Below are 15,920 nucleotides of genomic sequence, written 5' to 3' on the forward strand. Positions count from 1 at the left end.
CGACGCCACTAACGTTCCCGACCACGACCTGGATCAACGAACCCCTGAAAGCAGGAACGAACTCAATGACCACCTAAAGAAACTGACTCATAAAGGTTGACATCTTCCGAGCCGGCGGAACAGAAGATATTGAATCGGCCGGTCGTCGTCGAATCCGTGGATTCGGCGCCGCCCAACTCATTGTCACCGTGCTGCTGACTAACTTCAACATACGCAAAATTGCGGCGTTCATGAGTGACAAAATCAAGGAAGACGCCAAGCGAAACGCTCTCGGTGAGCCCGCTGTCGCCATCATTCGACGTCGCGACCGCGAGTGGCGAAACCCGTACACCGACACCTATCCGCCCGGCGTCGTGCGACCGGACAAAGGAAAGAGCGGAGCGCTGACCGATGAGACTGGCGGGCCACCTCGCCGCCAGTAACAGCGCACTCAGCGAGAACAATACCGCCCGATAGGGCAAGCCTCCCGCAGTTCAGAACAATCCAACGAGCCACGAAACGGAAAGAACCTTCAGCTTGTCGGCTTTGCCCGCCGAATCGCCATCACAACCGCGCGCACATACCGCTTCAACCAGAAATCGCTCCTGAGAATCCTCAGGAGCGATTTCTTTTTGTTCCAACCGGGCCGTTTCGCGAACAGTTTCGCGAACGGCCCTTTTGTCGGGCTGACAGGATTCGAACCTGCGACCCCTTGACCCCCAGTCAAGTGCGCTACCAAGCTGCGCCACAGCCCGCCGCTTCCACAACGCGATTTCAACGATCAAAACCTGCGGAAGACAACTGTAAGAGCTTACCGCTTTCTGAGAGCGCCCAAGAACACATGGGGCGACGGCTGGGAAGCACGTGGTGCCGTCGCGGTTTGTCGGCTTGCCGGTTTTTATTTCGTAGACGTACCGCTGGCTGGTTCTCAAATCGGCATCCAGTTCGCGCTGGGTGCGGCCTTGGAGTAGGCGGCCTTGCTACGAAAATGTATTCATGACGGATGCGGGTTCACCTCGTGCACAACCAAGCTGCTCGCTAGGCTGAACGGCATCATGCACATTCGAGAGATCGGGCTGTCGCCCCTCAAAGGTGGTCGCCACCAGCCACGTGAGACCGTTTCGCTCGCGGTCGACGGTCCCATCGGTGACCGCGAATTCGCCGTCGTCGATCGAAACACCGGCACCATTCTAAAGACGGTTGAGCATCCGCTTCTGGTGAGGTGCGAGGCTCGCTGGGCTGACGGCGTGCTAGCCATCGCGTTCGAGAGTCGCCGAGTTGCGGCGGAACCCGAAATGACGCACGAGTATCTCGACCTGGACTACTGGGGTCGATTCACCGCCATGCAGGTGATCGAGGGGCCGTGGGCCACTGAATTCTCCCGGCTGCTGGGGCGCAGCGTCACCCTCGCGCGGAGCACTGTCACGGGATCCGTGGTGTACGGCGACTCCGTCACGATCACCACGTCGAGTTCCCTGGCCCGGTTGGCCGGCGAATCGCAAACAGCGGTCGATACGCGCCGATTCCGCGGCACTTTCACGATTGACACCGGCGACGCCGACGCGCACGTCGAAGACTCCTGGGCTGGCCACGAACTCGAGCTCGGGGGAGCCCTGCTCCTCGTGAAAGGCGGCATTCCCCGGTGCGCGGTCATCGACATCGACCCCGACACCGGCGCTCGCGGCACCCACCTGTTGAAAACACTCGCCAACTACCGGCTGCAGGCGAGCGACATCATGTTTGGCGTTTATGCCGAGGTAATCCGTCCGGGAACCGTGTCGGTCGGCGACCACGTGCGGGTCGTGCCACCCCACTGAGCAGACCCGCTGGTCAGGTCCTTGCGACGCCGGGAGACTGCCGGCCCCAGCCTCCGGTTGACTTCCGGAGGCTGGTCGGGGAGGGCGTGGCTCAGCGTTGGATTTCTGCGTCGGGACGCAGCCGGATTAGCCGCTGCGGGCCATCCTCTTTCAGCTCGGCCAGGTCGCTGCGCGACGAGAGAAAATCGGTGAAGGAACGAAAACCGAGCGGCTTCTCGTTGAAAGACGGGTCCATGCGGCGCATCTGGTTCTTGACGGTGCCCGTGTTGAGCCATTCGTCGTCGTCGCCCTTGGCGTGACCGATCTGCAGCGCACGCACGAGGAGCTCGGTGGCCAGGGTCTGCGGGTCGATGTCTTCGGCTTCGGGCTCGTCGAATTGTGCGTCATCGGTGTGCGAGAACATGGGATTCGTGGTGAACTTGCGGGCCTCGGTGGGGGCCGGGTCGGGTGCAATTTCGGCGGGTTCGGGCGCCCGCCTGCTGGACTTAGGCCTCTCCACAGCTGTCGCGGTGGCTTTGCCGATTCCGGGCAGCGAGTCGTAGTCTTCAAACTCGTCGCACGCCGCCGCCAGCGAGGTGCTCGTCGAGCCCGCGACGCCGATGCCCACCACGAAGCGACCCAGCCGCTTCGACTTCTGGGCGAGCGCGATGTAGTCGGAATCGCCGGCGATGATGATCACATGGGTCAGATCGGGCAGCCGAAAGAGGTCTTCAACCACATCCACGGCCAAACGGATGTCCGCACCGTTCTTGGTTCCGCGGGTGGTCGTGGTGAACAGCTGGGTCAGGTCCACCGCTCGGGACATGAGCTGGCGCTGGTAGCTTGCATTGACCGGAACCGACCAGTCGGCGTAGGCACGATTGACGACTAAAGTTCCGAAAGACGCCGCAAAGTCGATGATGGCGTTGAAGTCAACGGTCGCGGCCGCGAGCCGTGCGGCGATCTCGGGGTCGGCATCCGCTGAAGACTTGTTGAAATCGCGGATGCCGTCGCGCTGAAAGGCATTGCGCCCGTGCAACTGCTGATAGCGCGAGATGACGATGTTGTCGAAGTCGATATAAAGGCCGACGCGGGCGTCGTTCGGTTCAGTGATGGTGAGCTCCTTAGCCACAGGCGGAAGACTCAGTTGCGATCCGGTAGGTATAGTCTGCGCTGCGCTGCGGGTAGAGGGCAACTCGGTGCGCGGTCAAGCAGTCGCGAGATACTGGAGGGATGGACGACAAAGATACCCTCGCTGATTTTTTGCGCTCAGCCAGAGCTCGGCTAACGCCCGCCGATGTCGGGCTTCCTATTAACCCGCTTGCGGCGGCCCGGCGAGTGCCCGGACTGCGCCGTGATGAAGTGGCTGAGCTCGCCGGCGTGAGCGTTGACTACTACGCGCGCATGGAACAGGGCCGGGTGACGCAGGCATCCGATGCGGTTGTCAATGCGCTCGGCGAGGTACTGCACCTGAATGAGGCGGAGCGCACCTATCTGTTCTCGCTGTTGTCGGCGTCGACCGGTGGACGCACACAGCAACGGCGGCGCTCCAACACGATTCGGCCGTCAGTGCGCACCATCATGGACTCGTTCCCCGCGCAGCCGGCGTTCGTGCTCGGCGTTGGCATGGACGTGCTGGCCATGAACGACCTCGCCAAGCTGTTGCTGAAGGACTTCACGCAGGGCGTGGGACTCGGGCGCAGCATGGCAAGATGGACATTCCTCGACCCGGCGGCACGCACCCTGTACCTGGACTGGGACATTGTGGCCCGCGACGTGGCGGCCATGCTCCGCCACGACGCGCGATCTCACCCGAACGACCGGGCACTCAACGAGCTGATCGGCGAGTTGACCGTCAAGAGCGACGAATTTCGCGCCTGGTGGAGTCAACACCGGGTGTGGGAGTGCACGTTCGGAGTCAAGCGTTTCATACACCCGATCGTTGGTCGGGTCGACGTGGACTACGAAACCTTCCCGGTTCCGGGCGAACCCGACCAACAACTCTTCGTATACAGCACGCAACCCAGGTCCGCCTCGAACGACGCCCTGCGCATTTTGGCCTCGTGGCGCACCGATCAAACGGATGCCGCCGCGCTCAAGTCCCTTCGCTGACGCTTTTAGAACCCTCCGGGCGTTCGCGGCAGGTACGGTGCCTCGAGACGGGTGCGCTCCTTGGCGCTAAGTCCTTTAATGACGGATGCCCCGGGCCGCGTTGAAATCTGTGGCCCGGGGCGGTTCGTGCCTGGGTTTTCTATCGACCTGCGAGGCTTATGCCGCGCCCGTCGGGGCGCCTACGCGTCGACGCGGGTCTCGTCCGCAAACGTGGCAACGTCGATAACGAAACGGTAGCGCACGTCGCTGCGGATAACGCGCTCGTATGCTTCGTTCACCTGATCGACCGAGATGATCTCAATGTCGGCGCCGATTCCGTGGGCGGCACAGAAGTCGAGCATTTCCTGGGTCTGGCGGATGCCACCGATCTTGGAGGCGGCGATGGAGCGACGCTGGGCGGCGAGCCAAACCATCTTCACGCTGTCAGGCTCGGTGGGGATTCCGACGTGCACGAGCGTGCCGTTGAGGGCGAGCAGCTTGAGGTAGCCCTCCAGGTCGAGGTTTGCGGCCACGGTGTTCACGATGAGGTCGAAGTGGTTCTCGAGCTCGGTGAAGGTGGTCGGGTCGCTCGTGGCGTAGTAGTGGTCTGCGCCGAAACGCAGGCCGTCTTCCTTCTTGCTCAGGGTCTGGCTGAGCACGGTGACCTCGGCGCCGAGCGCGTGGGCGATCTTCACACCCATGTGTCCGAGGCCGCCCATGCCGAGGATGGCAACCTTCTTGCCGGGGCCGGCCTTCCAGTTCGTGAGGGGGGAGAAGAGCGTGATGCCGGCGCAGAGCAGGGGAGCGGCCTCGGAGAGCTCGATGCCGTCTGGGATGCCGAGCACGTAGTTCTCGTCGACGACGATCGCGGTGCTGTAACCGCCGTTGGTGGGAGTGCCGTCGTGATTGCGGTCGTTGTACGTGCCGACCTCGCCCTTCAGGCAGTACTGCTCTTCGCCGGCGAGGCAGTTGGCACACTCGCGGCAGGAGTCAACGAAGCAGCCAACGCCGACGCGGTCGCCCACCTGGTATCGGGTGACGCCGCTGCCGATGGCTGAGACGATGCCGGCGATCTCGTGGCCGGGAACCATCGGGAACAGTCCGGTATCCCACTCGTCGCGTGCCTGGTGGATATCGGAGTGGCAGATGCCGGCGAACTTGATGTCGATCGCGACGTCGTGAGCGCCGGGGGTGCGCAACTCGATGGTGGTGCGAGCGAGGGGCTGGTTGGCCGCGGGGGCGGCGAGGGCAGGAACGGTGGTCGTCATAAAAAACGTCTTTCGGTACCGGTGGTGGAATGCGGGGGAACCCCGTGCCGTGGCACGTGTCGGCGGTGACATCCGCTCGTGCAACATTACGCCGCTCCACCGACACCGTCGAGGCCGCAGCATGGCACTGTCTGACCTACCCAGGGCATCCGCTTTCGCGACGCCTTCACAGTGCATCGGCCGGGAATATCTCGCCATCGACGGGTTCGGCGGTGGAATCAATGCTGGCCACCCCGAGAAGGTCCCGGCAAAACTGACCGAACACCTCTGGAACCTGCACACCAAGCGCGACCAGTTCCGCCTACAGATCAGCGCCGACTGACCGCCGTCAAATTGACTTGAGCGACCGCGAGCACGTCGCGGCACGTGTTTGAGAAGCCCGCTTGACGAGCGAGTCCAATCGGCTGATCGCGTTGACATTCGTTCGTCCCACGACCTAAAATGGAATCGATTCCATGGAATCGATTCCACGAACACGATGAGGTGAACAGATGGCCGAGGTCACAATCAAAGACGTGGCAGCGCTCGCCGGCGTTTCTGCGGCGACGACGTCCCGCGTGCTCTCCGGCAACCCGGCCACCTCCTCGCAGGCGCGCGTCAAGGTCGCCGCGGCAGTCAAGGAGCTGGACTATCGGCCCAATGCCCAGGCCAGGGCCCTGCGGTCGACCCGCAGTGACTCGATCGGCCTGCTGGTGCCGGACGTGCGTAACCCGTTCTTCGCCGACCTCGCCCACACCGTCGAACAAGCGGCGCTCTCGCAGGGCTACGTCACGCTGCTCGGCAACGCCAATGAGAAGAAGGTGCAGCAGGACAGGTACCTCGACACCCTGATTTCTCGGCGCGTGGATGGCATCATCGTGGCGCCACTCGGTGACGGCGGTGGCAGCATCCACGCCTTGATCGAGCGCGAGATTCCCACCGTGTTCGTGGACCGCACGGTTGACGGTATCGACGTTCCGAGCGTGACCACCGACAGCAAAGTCGGCATTCGCCAGACCGTCAAACACCTCGCCGCCCTCGGTCATACCCGGATTGGCTACATCTCCGGCCCCCAGGCAACCTCAACGGGCCGCGACCGATTCGCCGCCTTCACGGCCGCCGTGGCCGACGCCGGTCTCAGCCAGGACTCCGATTTGGTCTACTTCGGTGACTTCCAAGCGGGGAGTGGCTCGGCTGGTGTGCACGCCCTGCTGCAACTGGATGACCCGCCCACGGCCCTGCTCGCCGCCGACAGCCTGATGGCCGTCGGTGCGATCGCGATTCTGCACAAGCTGGGACTGGGCATCGGCACAGACATCGCGCTGGTCGCCTTCGACGATATCGAGTGGTTCGCCCTGCTCAACCCGGCCCTCAGCGTCATCTCCCACAGCGTCGAGGACATGGGCCGAATCGCTGTCGGCCTGCTCCTTCAGGTCATCGCCGGGGAAAGCCCGCAATCGGTGGTTCTGCCCAGTGAACTCGTCATCCGGGCGTCGTCGATGTCGCCCATCCTGCCTGCAGCCAGCCGAAGGAAGAACTGACATGACACAACAACCGCTGCTCACCCTGCAAAACGTGGGGAAGGTCTTCGGCCCGGTCACGGTCATCGACGATGTCACGGTCAGCGTCTACCCGGGCCAGGTGCAGGTGCTGCTCGGGGAGAACGGTGCCGGCAAGTCCACCCTGATTAAGATGATGGCCGGGGTTTACCAGCCAGATTCCGGCCACATCGTGGTGGATGGTACAACGGTCACCCTGCCGAACACCCGAGCGGCCGAGGCGCTGGGCATCGCCACGATCCATCAGGAACTGAACCTGGTTGCCACCATGAGTATTGCCGAGAACGTCATGCTCGGGCGGATGCCGACCCGGCACGGTCTCGTGGACCGTCGCGCCATGCGACGGCAGGCCCGTGCCGCGCTCGACCTGATCGGACTCGATATCGACGTGGACACCCTGGTGGGGGACTTGGGCATCGCCCGGCAGCAACTGGTCGAAATCGCCAAGGCCTTGAGCGTCGACGCCCGTATCCTCATCCTGGACGAACCCACCGCGGCGCTGACCCGACACGAAACCGAAAGCCTGTTTGCCGTCATGGCCGATCTGCGACGGCAGGGCGTGGGCATGCTGTTCATCAGCCATCACCTCGACGAGATCGCCGAGGTGGGCGACACCGTCACGGTGCTACGCGACGGGGAATACATCGCGGAGGTTCCCGCTTCGACACCCGAAGACGAGCTCGTGAAGCTGATGGTCGGCCGCGGCATCGACGACCAGTTTCCCCGGGACTCCGCAGACCTGAGCCAGGCCGCAGAAATCCTCACCGTGGAGAAGCTCACGTCAACAGGGCGGTTTAGCGACATCAGCTTCACCGTCAAAGCCGGCGAGGTGCTCGGAATCGCGGGTCTGGTCGGTGCCGGTCGCACCGAACTGATCCGGGCGATCGCGGGCGCCGACCGGTACACCTCCGGCACAGTCACCGTTCGCGGACAAAGCCTGCCCAACGGAAATATCAAGGCTGCCATCGCTGCTGGTATCGGGCATGTTCCGGAGGACCGCAAGGCGCAGGGACTGGTGCTCGACGCCTCCGTCAATAACAACCTGGGCTACGCAACCCTCGCCTCCACCGCGAAACTGGGGCTGGTGGACTTCGCCGGCCAGCGCCGTCGGGCCGCCGCCGTTGCGAAAAAACTGCGCATCCGCATGCACACCATCGATCAACCGATCGGTGCCCTCTCCGGCGGCAACCAGCAGAAAGCCGTGTTCGGCCGCTGGATCATCGCTGCCTCCACGGTCTTGCTGCTCGATGAACCCACCCGCGGTGTTGACGTGGGTGCCAAGGTCGAAATCTACGAATTGATGAACACAATCACGGCGGCCGGGGGAGCGATCCTCATGGTCTCCAGCGAACTGCCCGAGGTGCTCGGCATGAGCGACCGCATTCTGGTGATGCGTGACGGCCGACTCGCCGGTGAGCTCACGGCCGCGGAGGCCACTCAAGACGCAGTCATGACACTCGCCGCCCGCGATGTCGACGAGAAGCACGAACAGAGATAGGGAAGAACCTCATGTCCACCACCACCCTGCCGACGCCGCGCCGCGGCCTCGACTACAAGAAGTTCCTCGCCAACAACGGTGCCCTGGTCGGCCTCGTCGCGCTCTGCCTCGCCCTGTTCATCGCCACCCCCGACTTTCTGACCGGGCCGAACCTGCTGAACATCGGCATCCAGGTCTCCACCGTGGCCGTGTTGGCCTTCGGTATGACCTTCGTAATCGTTGCCGGGGGGATCGACCTGTCGGTCGGCAGCGTGGCTGCACTGTCGGCCATGTCCTCGGGCTGGATGTTCGCCAGCGCCGGGCTTCCGGGGTGGCTCGCCCTAGTGGGAGGCCTGCTCGTCGGAGCCCTGGCCGGTGCCATCAACGGTATGGCGAACGCCTACGGAAAGCTTCCCTCCTTCATCGCCACCCTCGCCATGCTCAGCGTGGCCCGGGGACTGACCCTGGTCATCTCCGACGGCCGCCCGATCAAGACCGCGCCCGAGGTTTCCTTTCTCGGCGGTAATCTGGGACCGGTTCCGATGCCGATCGTCATTCTCGTCATCGCCGCCCTGGTCGCCTCGTTCATCCTCAACCGCACCGTGATCGGCCGTTCGATGTATGCCGTCGGCGGCAACGCCGAAGCGGCGCGGCTATCGGGACTGCCGGTCAAGCGCATCCTGGTCACCGTCTTCACGCTGGCCGGCCTGTTCGCGGCCCTCGCCGGGCTGCTGCTCGCCGGCCGGCTTGACTCCGCGCAGCCTCAGGCAGCTGCCGGCTACGAACTCGACGCCATTGCGGCCGTCGTGATCGGCGGCGCCTCCCTGGCCGGCGGACTCGGCAGGATCTCCGGCACCCTGGTTGGAGCCCTGGTTTTGGTCGTCATTCGCAACGGCTTGAACCTGCTCAATGTCACGTCGTTCTGGCAACAGGTCGTCATCGGCCTCGTGATCGCCCTGGCCGTGGGCATCGACGTGCTGCGCCGCAAAACGCGCAGCAGCTGACTCGACGCTGCCAGCATCCACCAATCTTTCACCGCTCCCCGTTCGTTCCATCCCCACCCAAAGGAAAAACAATGAAGTCATCCTCGTTCCTCAAAATCGCGGCACTGACCGCGACAGCGGCCTTGATCCTCGCGGGCACCACCGCCTGTGGCCGAGGCGGCGCTGAGGCGTCCGGCGATAAAATCGTGCTCGCGATTTCCACCCTGAACAACCCGTTCTTCGTGGAACTGCGCGACGGAGCAGAAGCTGCCGCCGCCGAGGCCGGAGTGGAACTGAGCATCGTCGATGCCCAGAACGACTCCGCCACCCAGGCCAATCAGCTCGCCACCGCTGCGTCCAGCGGTGCCCAGGCCGTCATCATCAACCCGGTCGACTCGGATGCCGCGGCCTCAGCCGTTGGCGATTTGATCACGGCCGGTATTCCGGTTATCGGCGTTGACCGCACCGTCACCGGAGTCGACCTCGCCTCACTCGTCGCCAGCGACAACGTAGCCGGCGGGCGCCAGGCGGCCGACGAACTCGCCAAGGCCATGGGCGAAGCGGGCACCGTCATTCACCTGCAGGGTGTGGCCGGAACGTCGGCCAGCCGCGAGCGCGGTGCCGGCTTCGAGGAAGGCATGTTGGCCTACCCCGGCATCACCGTGGTCGCCACGCAGACCGCCAACTTCGACCGCGCCGCCGCGCTCGATGTGACGACCAACCTGTTGCAGTCCAACCCGGGTGTCACTGGTCTCTTCGCGGAGAACGACGAGATGGCGCTCGGCGCCATTCAGGCGCTCGGCGCCAAGGCCGGCACCGAGGTCTTCGTCGTCGGCTTTGACGGCACCGCTGATGGACTCGCCGCAATTGAAGCGGGCACCCTGGTGGCTACCATTGCCCAGCAGCCGGCCGAACTCGGCAAGCTCGCCATCGAATTCGCCGTCAAGGCCATCAAGGGCGAAACGATCGAGACGACCGTGCCGGTCGAGGTCGTCTCCGTCACCAAGACGAATGTCGGCGATTTCACCAAGTGATTCATCTGGCCAGTAGTGCGCTCGTTCCACCGATCGGCATCGTCGAGCGCGGTTCGGTTGTTGTCGTCGGTTCCATCAACGTCGACCAGCTGATCCGTGTGCACCGCCACCCGCAGCCGGGGGAGACCCTCATCGGAACGTCGATGGAGTTTCTGCCGGGCGGTAAGGGGGCCAACCAGGCGGTGGCCGCGGCCCAACTCGGTGCGAGCGTACTTCTGGTCGGCGCCGTGGGCCGGGATGCACAGGCCCACGTCGCCACCGCGATTCTGACTCGCGCCGGTGTCGACCAGTCGGCCGTGCGTACGGTCGACGCCCCCACCGGGCTGGCGTTGGTCAGCGTGGCCGACGATGGCGAGAACACCATCGTGGTCGTCCCCGGTGCCAATGCCCTGATGGGTGCAGAGGTCGTTCAGGCCTGCGCCGACATCATCGCGGCCGCAGCCGTCGTGGTGCTCCAGGGCGAGATCCCCGCGGCGGGAATCGCCTTGGCGGCGCGGCTGGCAACGGGACGCGTGGTGTTGAATCTGGCGCCCGTGATCGAATTGGATCCCGCCGCTATCCGGCGCGCCGACCCGCTGGTCGTCAACGAGCACGAGGCTGCCCTCGTGCTCGCTCAACTGGCTCCGCAGCGCTCCGTTCCGGCCGAGGACGCCGACTTGGTTGCCCGACTGCTGGAGTGGGGCGTCGCATCCGTTGTACTGACCCGTGGTGCCAGCGGGGCGATCTGCGGCGACCGCGAGGGCACCCATTCCGTGGCTTCGCCGACGGTCGTCGCCGTGGACAGCTCGGGAGCCGGTGATGCCTTCGTCGGCGCGCTGAGCGCGCAGCTGGCCGCCGGGACGAGTCTGCTTGAGGCCGTTCGCCTGGCCGTGCGGGTGGGCGCGTTCGCGGTGCAGAGCCGGGGAACCCAGCCCTCCTATCCGACCCTGGCCGACGAGCTGCCGACGGTGAAAGCCCAGGTTCACGCATGAAGAAGCGGGGAATTTTGAACGCCGAGCTGTCGGGAGCACTCGCCCGGCTGGGTCACACGGATATCATTCTGCTCGCGGACTGCGGCATGCCGATTCCGCCCGGGGTTCCCGTGATCGACCTCGCTCTGGTGCACGGTATCCCGCGGTTCGAACAGGTTCTCGACGCCCTGCTCGACGAGATGGTGTTTCAGGGCTGCGTGGCGGCGGAGGAGGCCAAGACCGCCCCCGCGGGGGCCTGGCTGGCCGAACGCTTCAAAGACATCGAGTACATCAACCACGCGGAGTTGAAGTCCTTCTCCGCGACGGCCAAGCTCTTCATACGCACGGGCGAGGCGACGCCGTTCGCCAACGCGGCGCTGGTGTGCGGAGTGTCGTTTTAAGCAAGTCAGCCGCTGGCGCGTTCCCAGGCAGTCACGCCGTTTAACTACAAAAACGTCGTCGCACGGTTCTGCCACGCCGATCAGGAGAAGTGGTCGCGCCTCGTGGTACGTGTTCGAGAAGCCGGCACCGGTTCGAACCAGTGCCAGGGGATCAAACACGTGCCACGAGGCAGCCGGCGGCGGCCGGCGCCACAGCGGCCGGACTCTCACTCGGCCTATTACCCGCGTTGATACCGGACACGATCATCGACATCACGGTCACCGCGCCGGTGACAATCCAGGCGACCTTCTTGAACTGGCCGTAGCCGGCGAGTGTGAGGCCGTGCTTGTCGCGCTGGGCACCGACCAGCACGAGGATGAGGTCGACGAGCCACCAGATTCCCAACCCGCCGAAGGTCACCAGCTTCAAGAGGCCGGTACCGATCTTGCCGAGGTAGAAACGGTCAACGGCGAAGATGCCGAGCAGCCAAGAAAACAGCCAGGTGGCCACGAACGATTTCTGCGAGATCGGCGGGTTGGGCATGGTGACCGCCTGAATCGGGGGAGCGGGAAGCAGAAATTGTTCCTGCTGGGTGGTCGGTACGCCGGTCGGAGCGGGGCGCTGGCTGGTAGTCATTCTGACGCCCTTACTCGGGGCAGCTCTCGCGGGCCTGGGCGCTGTGCTCGGGATCGCAGAACCTGGCTTTTTTGCGACCAGAAGTGCAGATCTATGAGGAGATCAGAGTGTGGATGGCCAAAGCGGATGCCCTCGACCGGCAGTCCCGCGGCGAGCCGATCCCCGAGGAGATCCAGCGGTTGTTGGGGGAGCTGATCGCGTCCGCGACGTCGTCGGGTGAGGTGCTGGACATCTACGAGGCGGCCGGCATGCCGAAGCCGTCGCTGAGCGATCTGACGCCAGAGTTCGTCGCTAAGACGCAGCAGGCGCGCAACCCGCATCTGGCGATTGAAGCGTTGCGCAAGCTGCTGACCGAGGAGGCCGTGGCATCCACTCGCAACAATATGGTGCGGCAGCGGGCGTTCTCGGAGCGCATCACCGAGCTGATGAACAAGTACACCAACCAGCAGCTGACCTCGGCCGAGGTTATTGCCGCGCTCGTGGAGATGTCGCGGGAGGTCGCGGCCGAGTCGCAGCGCGGTTTGCACTTCAAGCCGGCGCTGACCAGTGATGAACTGGCGTTCTATGACGCGGTGGCGCAGAACGAGTCCGCCGTGGATCTGCAGGGCGAGGGCAAGCTGGCCGACATCGCGCGCGGGCTCGTGCAGGTGATGCGCCGCGACGTGCGCACCGACTGGACCGTGCGCGACGATGTGCGTGCCAAGCTGCGCTCGTCGATCAAGCGGCTGCTCGTGGTGAACGGCTACCCGCCCGACCAGCAGCCCGCCGCCATCAAGCTCGTGATGGAGCAAATGGAGTCGATGGCACTGCGGTTTGCCGCGGACCGGACATGACGAAGGTTGGCCTGAGGCCATGCTGAAGGCGTGGTCGGCCGCATGATGACGCCGTTCACGGCCGCTCCGGGGAAGTGTTGCCGCGGGAAACCGCGGCTTGGGGTCCCATCGCCCTGGCCACAAATGTCGAATGCCTCGCGGGGCTTGTCGTCGCTCGAATAACTCGGTGACGGGGCAGCCATTAAATTCTCAGTCGAAATCTACACAAATATGTTACGTTTCTTTCGGATAGGGAGAAGTGATGAGCAACGCGGTGGCATTGAGTCAACAGACATACGTCTGCAACGATCTGGCTGGTGTCGCCCGCGTGCACGATTTTCTTGCGGCACATGAAGCGGCCGATCGAGAGGCCCCACTTCCGCATTACTTCCTCGCCGGCGCCGCAACGGGTGACCAAGTGGAAATTCCAGAGGAGATCCATAGGGTTCTCCTGCAAGTAATTGAATCCATGCAGCGAGGGCTCGCTGTCAGTATCTTGCCGCAGTCGAAGACGCTCACCACTCAGCAGGCAGCGGACCTCCTCGGTATCAGCAGGCCAACGCTGGTGAAACTCCTTGACGAGCAGAAGCTTCCCTTTGAACGAGTCGGTACCCATCGGCGCGTGCTCCTTGTCGATGTGATGGCTTTTCGGGATCGACGGCGCCAAGAACAATACGACGCTCTCGAGGCGATGCGGTCGACTCTTGATGACGAGACAACTGTTGACGAGATCCTAACGAAGGCGCGCCAGACTCGCCGAGCTCTCGGTGCCCAGCGGCGGGCCAGGGCGGGGGCGCTGGCAGGCTAGGCGAGTGTTTACTGCCCTGTTGGACACAGCTGCGTGGCTCGACGTATTAGCGAGCGTGGTGTGCGCAAGCTCATCGAACGAGGGCGCATCCCCGCGAGCAGGAAGCCGGGGAGCAAGGCGTGGGTCATTTAAGACTCGTCGGCGACTCGACACACGCCGTCGCGCCGCCCGCTCGCGCCGCGTTCGCAGGATGCCTTTATTCATTTCTTTCGCACCAACTCCCTTGAAGGGCTCGACTCGAGGACCAGGGAACGCACAGCGCATCCGCTTTCTGCGTGGCAGCGATGCGCCAGCTGCGGTGCTCGCGGATTGGTTCAATGGCCAGCCGCCTGCCGGTTTGAATGCGGGGTCCAATCTCATTGCCCATGCGGTGGCCGGCAATGATGCCAGGGTGCGGCAGATGCTCCAACGCAGACATGCCGCGTACCTCCGCGAACGAGTCGACCTGGCCCAGCGGGTCAGTGATGAACGCGCTATTCGCGGCCTGAGCCGAGCCGACCTCGCCGCGGCCGCCGACGTGGACCTGACTGTTCTGTCAGCCATCGAGCGCGGCAGACTTGTCACGAGCATCGCTGCGATTCGCCGAGTGCTGCGCGCCCTGCACATCGAACCCTCGGCTATCCCCGCACCAGGTGTTCGATGACGCGCGGTCGAGGCCGCAGGCATCCACTTCATTGCCGCAGAAGCTGACGGGACGACCACCTCGCGCTTAACGCGGCGGTCGTCCCGCAGGCTCAGATCTCGTCGTAGCGCAAAGCGATCGAGGGCAATCTAGGCCTAACGCGACTCCGCGGGCTCGGGCTCGGCCTCGTGCTGGCGTTCTCTGAAGATGGCGAGCTGGCGGCGCCGAAAGTCGGTTCCGGCGCGGGTCGTCGTGTCCCGGTCGAGTTGCGCGGGGAGTTCCGTGGCGGTCATGGGGGCAGTGATCTCATGAGTCATGGCAATCCAATCTTCTGGAGGCGAGGGCGCCGCGGCCGCGAGTGCGACGGGGCGAGGGAATCGATCAGGCCGTCAGGAGCGGGGAGTCTGAGGAAACTGGTCGAGAGTAGGGCGAGGCAGAGAGCCGGTCGCCCTTCCGAGATCCGCTACGGGGATTTTTTCGGAGGATTCACGAGGAACGCTATTGGACTCTCGCGATGATGTCAACGAAAAATCCCGAAGGTACGTCGCGCGGTGACAGGGTGACGAGACGTACGATCAGTGGATGCCGCCGTGCTCGCCACTTCCGCAACGTCACGGCCTCGAGGCCGCGTGGGTCTGCACCCCGGAACGGGCGCAGCATCCGCTTTGGGACACGATGGGCGCCTGGCTGGATGAGCGTTTGTCGGAGTTCGTGGACGTAGCCGGCTTTCTGGCTCAGGGGCGATTGGTCTATGAGTCGGGCACCGCGGTAGCCGGTCTCGACCCATACCGGCCGCACACCTTTGTTTGGTTTCACCGCGATCTGGCCGCCGAGACTTTTGTTCCGGGGCCCATCCACCTGATCTATCGCGACGATCGCCTCGTCGTGATCGACAAGCCCGCCTTCCTCTCGACCATTCCCCGCGGGCGCCACGTCGTGCAGAGCGTGGTGGTGCGGCTGCGCGCCGAACTCGGGCTTCCGGAGCTCTCGCCGCTGCATCGGCTGGATCGCGTGACGTCGGGGCTGGTGGTGCTGGCAACCGAGCGGCGGTGGCGCGGGGCGTACCAGTCGATGTTCCAACGCCAGGAGGTGTCAAAGACCTACCGGGCGCTGGCACCGCTGCTGCCGAGCCTCGACTTGCCCGTGACGGTGCGCAACCACCTCACGACCCGCCGTGGTCAGTGGCAGGCCGAGGTGCTGCCCGACGCGCCGGCCAACGCTGAGTCGTTGATCGAACTCGACTCGGTGATCGACGGCCTGGGCGTCTACAGACTGACGCCGCGCACCGGCCGCACCCACCAATTGCGCATGCACATGCTCGGCCTCGGGATTCCGATCAATGAGGACCCGATCTATCCGGTCGTGCGAGAGATCGCGATCGACGATTTCACCCGCCCCCTGCAGTTGCTGGCAAACGCGGTGCGCTTCACCGACCCGATCGACGGTCGCCCGCGGCAGTTTGCCAGCGTGCGCACGCTCCCGTTGCGCAGTGAGGTCGGCTGAGCCTGGGTGTCGCGCATCGCGACACGCGGTTGAGAAGCTGAC

At 64.3% G+C, this 15,920-nt stretch carries 18 protein-coding genes, 1 tRNA gene and 1 pseudogene; 14 read left to right on the forward strand and 6 right to left on the reverse strand.

All coding sequences use genetic code 11. The features are described 5' to 3' along the window. Nucleotides 1-230: 230 nt before the first annotated feature. Nucleotides 231-422: a hypothetical protein gene (locus E3T41_RS07210; protein WP_134477901.1), complete on the forward strand. Its 192-nt coding sequence runs from the start codon at nucleotides 231-233 to the stop codon at nucleotides 420-422. Between the two features lie 51 nt (nucleotides 423-473). On the opposite strand, the gene E3T41_RS17835 is transcribed toward E3T41_RS07210, so the two are convergent. Both E3T41_RS17835 and E3T41_RS07215 read right to left on the reverse strand, forming a co-directional pair. Continuing rightward, nucleotides 474-620, reverse strand: a complete 147-nt coding sequence (locus tag E3T41_RS17835) for a hypothetical protein (protein WP_166791513.1) — start codon at nucleotides 618-620, stop codon at nucleotides 474-476. A gap of 40 nt (nucleotides 621-660) precedes the next feature. Then, nucleotides 661-734, reverse strand: a tRNA-Pro gene (locus E3T41_RS07215). A gap of 300 nt (nucleotides 735-1,034) precedes the next feature. Here E3T41_RS07215 and E3T41_RS07220 point away from each other — a divergent pair. Then, entirely contained in the window at nucleotides 1,035-1,796 is a 762-nt protein-coding gene (locus E3T41_RS07220) for an MOSC domain-containing protein (RefSeq protein ID WP_134477903.1), read from the forward strand. Nucleotides 1,797-1,887: 91 nt separating this feature from the next. Here the strand turns inward: E3T41_RS07220 and E3T41_RS07225 are convergent, their stop codons facing one another. Continuing rightward, nucleotides 1,888-2,907 (reverse strand): NYN domain-containing protein, encoded by a 1,020-nt coding sequence (locus E3T41_RS07225; RefSeq protein ID WP_241991065.1) that lies wholly within the window; start codon nucleotides 2,905-2,907, stop codon nucleotides 1,888-1,890. Nucleotides 2,908-3,008: 101 nt separating this feature from the next. Between E3T41_RS07225 and E3T41_RS07230 the strand changes: the two genes are divergently transcribed. After that, a complete protein-coding gene (locus E3T41_RS07230) occupies nucleotides 3,009-3,887 on the forward strand; it encodes a helix-turn-helix transcriptional regulator (protein WP_092451468.1) in 879 nt (292 codons plus the stop codon). 179 nt (nucleotides 3,888-4,066) lie between these two features. Here E3T41_RS07230 and E3T41_RS07235 read toward each other — a convergent pair whose 3' ends face one another. Continuing rightward, on the reverse strand, nucleotides 4,067-5,134 hold the full coding sequence (locus E3T41_RS07235; RefSeq protein ID WP_092451470.1) for an NAD(P)-dependent alcohol dehydrogenase: 1,068 nt from the start codon (nucleotides 5,132-5,134) through the stop codon (nucleotides 4,067-4,069). A 121-nt stretch (nucleotides 5,135-5,255) separates the two neighbouring features. Here E3T41_RS07235 and E3T41_RS07240 point away from each other — a divergent pair, with 121 nt between their 5' ends. From E3T41_RS07240 to rbsD, 7 genes are all read left to right on the forward strand, one after another. Then, nucleotides 5,256-5,456, forward strand: coding sequence for a hypothetical protein (locus tag E3T41_RS07240; RefSeq protein WP_092451472.1), 201 nt, complete (start codon nucleotides 5,256-5,258; stop codon nucleotides 5,454-5,456). Nucleotides 5,457-5,625: 169 nt separating this feature from the next. Next, nucleotides 5,626-6,654, forward strand: a complete 1,029-nt coding sequence (locus E3T41_RS07245; RefSeq protein ID WP_134477905.1) for a LacI family DNA-binding transcriptional regulator — start codon at nucleotides 5,626-5,628, stop codon at nucleotides 6,652-6,654. Nucleotide 6,655: 1 nt separating this feature from the next. Next, complete coding sequence (locus E3T41_RS07250) at nucleotides 6,656-8,170, forward strand: sugar ABC transporter ATP-binding protein (RefSeq protein ID WP_092451476.1); 1,515 nt, start codon at nucleotides 6,656-6,658, stop codon at nucleotides 8,168-8,170. A gap of 11 nt (nucleotides 8,171-8,181) precedes the next feature. After that, the gene (locus E3T41_RS07255) at nucleotides 8,182-9,153 is read left to right on the forward strand and encodes an ABC transporter permease (RefSeq protein WP_092451478.1); all 972 of its coding nucleotides are present in this window, start codon (nucleotides 8,182-8,184) and stop codon (nucleotides 9,151-9,153) included. Between the two features lie 71 nt (nucleotides 9,154-9,224). Next, nucleotides 9,225-10,166, forward strand: a complete 942-nt coding sequence (locus E3T41_RS07260) for a substrate-binding domain-containing protein (RefSeq protein ID WP_134441279.1) — start codon at nucleotides 9,225-9,227, stop codon at nucleotides 10,164-10,166. Further along, nucleotides 10,163-11,137, forward strand: a complete 975-nt coding sequence (locus E3T41_RS07265; RefSeq protein WP_233195356.1) for a ribokinase — start codon at nucleotides 10,163-10,165, stop codon at nucleotides 11,135-11,137. The genes E3T41_RS07260 and E3T41_RS07265 overlap by 4 nt, the downstream gene beginning before the upstream one ends. Beyond that, nucleotides 11,134-11,517: a D-ribose pyranase gene (rbsD, locus tag E3T41_RS07270; RefSeq protein WP_092451482.1), complete on the forward strand. Its 384-nt coding sequence runs from the start codon at nucleotides 11,134-11,136 to the stop codon at nucleotides 11,515-11,517. The genes E3T41_RS07265 and rbsD overlap by 4 nt, the downstream gene beginning before the upstream one ends. 151 nt (nucleotides 11,518-11,668) lie before the next feature. Here the strand turns inward: rbsD and E3T41_RS07275 are convergent, their stop codons facing one another. Then, a complete protein-coding gene (locus E3T41_RS07275; protein ID WP_233195357.1) occupies nucleotides 11,669-12,133 on the reverse strand; it encodes a TM2 domain-containing protein in 465 nt (154 codons plus the stop codon). 5 nt (nucleotides 12,134-12,138) lie between these two features. Between E3T41_RS07275 and E3T41_RS07280 the strand changes: the two are divergent. The 3 genes and pseudogenes from E3T41_RS07280 to E3T41_RS17840 all read left to right on the forward strand — a co-directional run. Further along, a pseudogene (locus tag E3T41_RS07280) lies at nucleotides 12,139-12,966 on the forward strand (DUF3387 domain-containing protein); the annotation flags it as partial. Nucleotides 12,967-13,207: 241 nt separating this feature from the next. Then, on the forward strand, nucleotides 13,208-13,753 hold the full coding sequence (locus E3T41_RS07285; RefSeq protein WP_092451484.1) for a helix-turn-helix domain-containing protein: 546 nt from the start codon (nucleotides 13,208-13,210) through the stop codon (nucleotides 13,751-13,753). Nucleotides 13,754-14,153: 400 nt separating this feature from the next. After that, nucleotides 14,154-14,396 (forward strand): helix-turn-helix domain-containing protein, encoded by a 243-nt coding sequence (locus tag E3T41_RS17840; RefSeq protein ID WP_134495398.1) that lies wholly within the window; start codon nucleotides 14,154-14,156, stop codon nucleotides 14,394-14,396. 134 nt (nucleotides 14,397-14,530) lie between these two features. Here E3T41_RS17840 and E3T41_RS17845 read toward each other — a convergent pair whose 3' ends face one another. Continuing rightward, nucleotides 14,531-14,668, reverse strand: a complete 138-nt coding sequence (locus E3T41_RS17845; RefSeq protein ID WP_166791514.1) for a hypothetical protein — start codon at nucleotides 14,666-14,668, stop codon at nucleotides 14,531-14,533. Nucleotides 14,669-14,957: 289 nt separating this feature from the next. On the opposite strand from E3T41_RS17845, the gene E3T41_RS07295 reads away from it, so the two are divergent. Beyond that, nucleotides 14,958-15,878, forward strand: coding sequence for a pseudouridine synthase (locus tag E3T41_RS07295; protein WP_134477909.1), 921 nt, complete (start codon nucleotides 14,958-14,960; stop codon nucleotides 15,876-15,878). Nucleotides 15,879-15,920: the final 42 nt, after the last annotated feature.

The organism is Cryobacterium sp. Hh38 (assembly GCF_004403235.1).
GTDB lineage: Bacteria > Actinomycetota > Actinomycetes > Actinomycetales > Microbacteriaceae > Cryobacterium > Cryobacterium levicorallinum.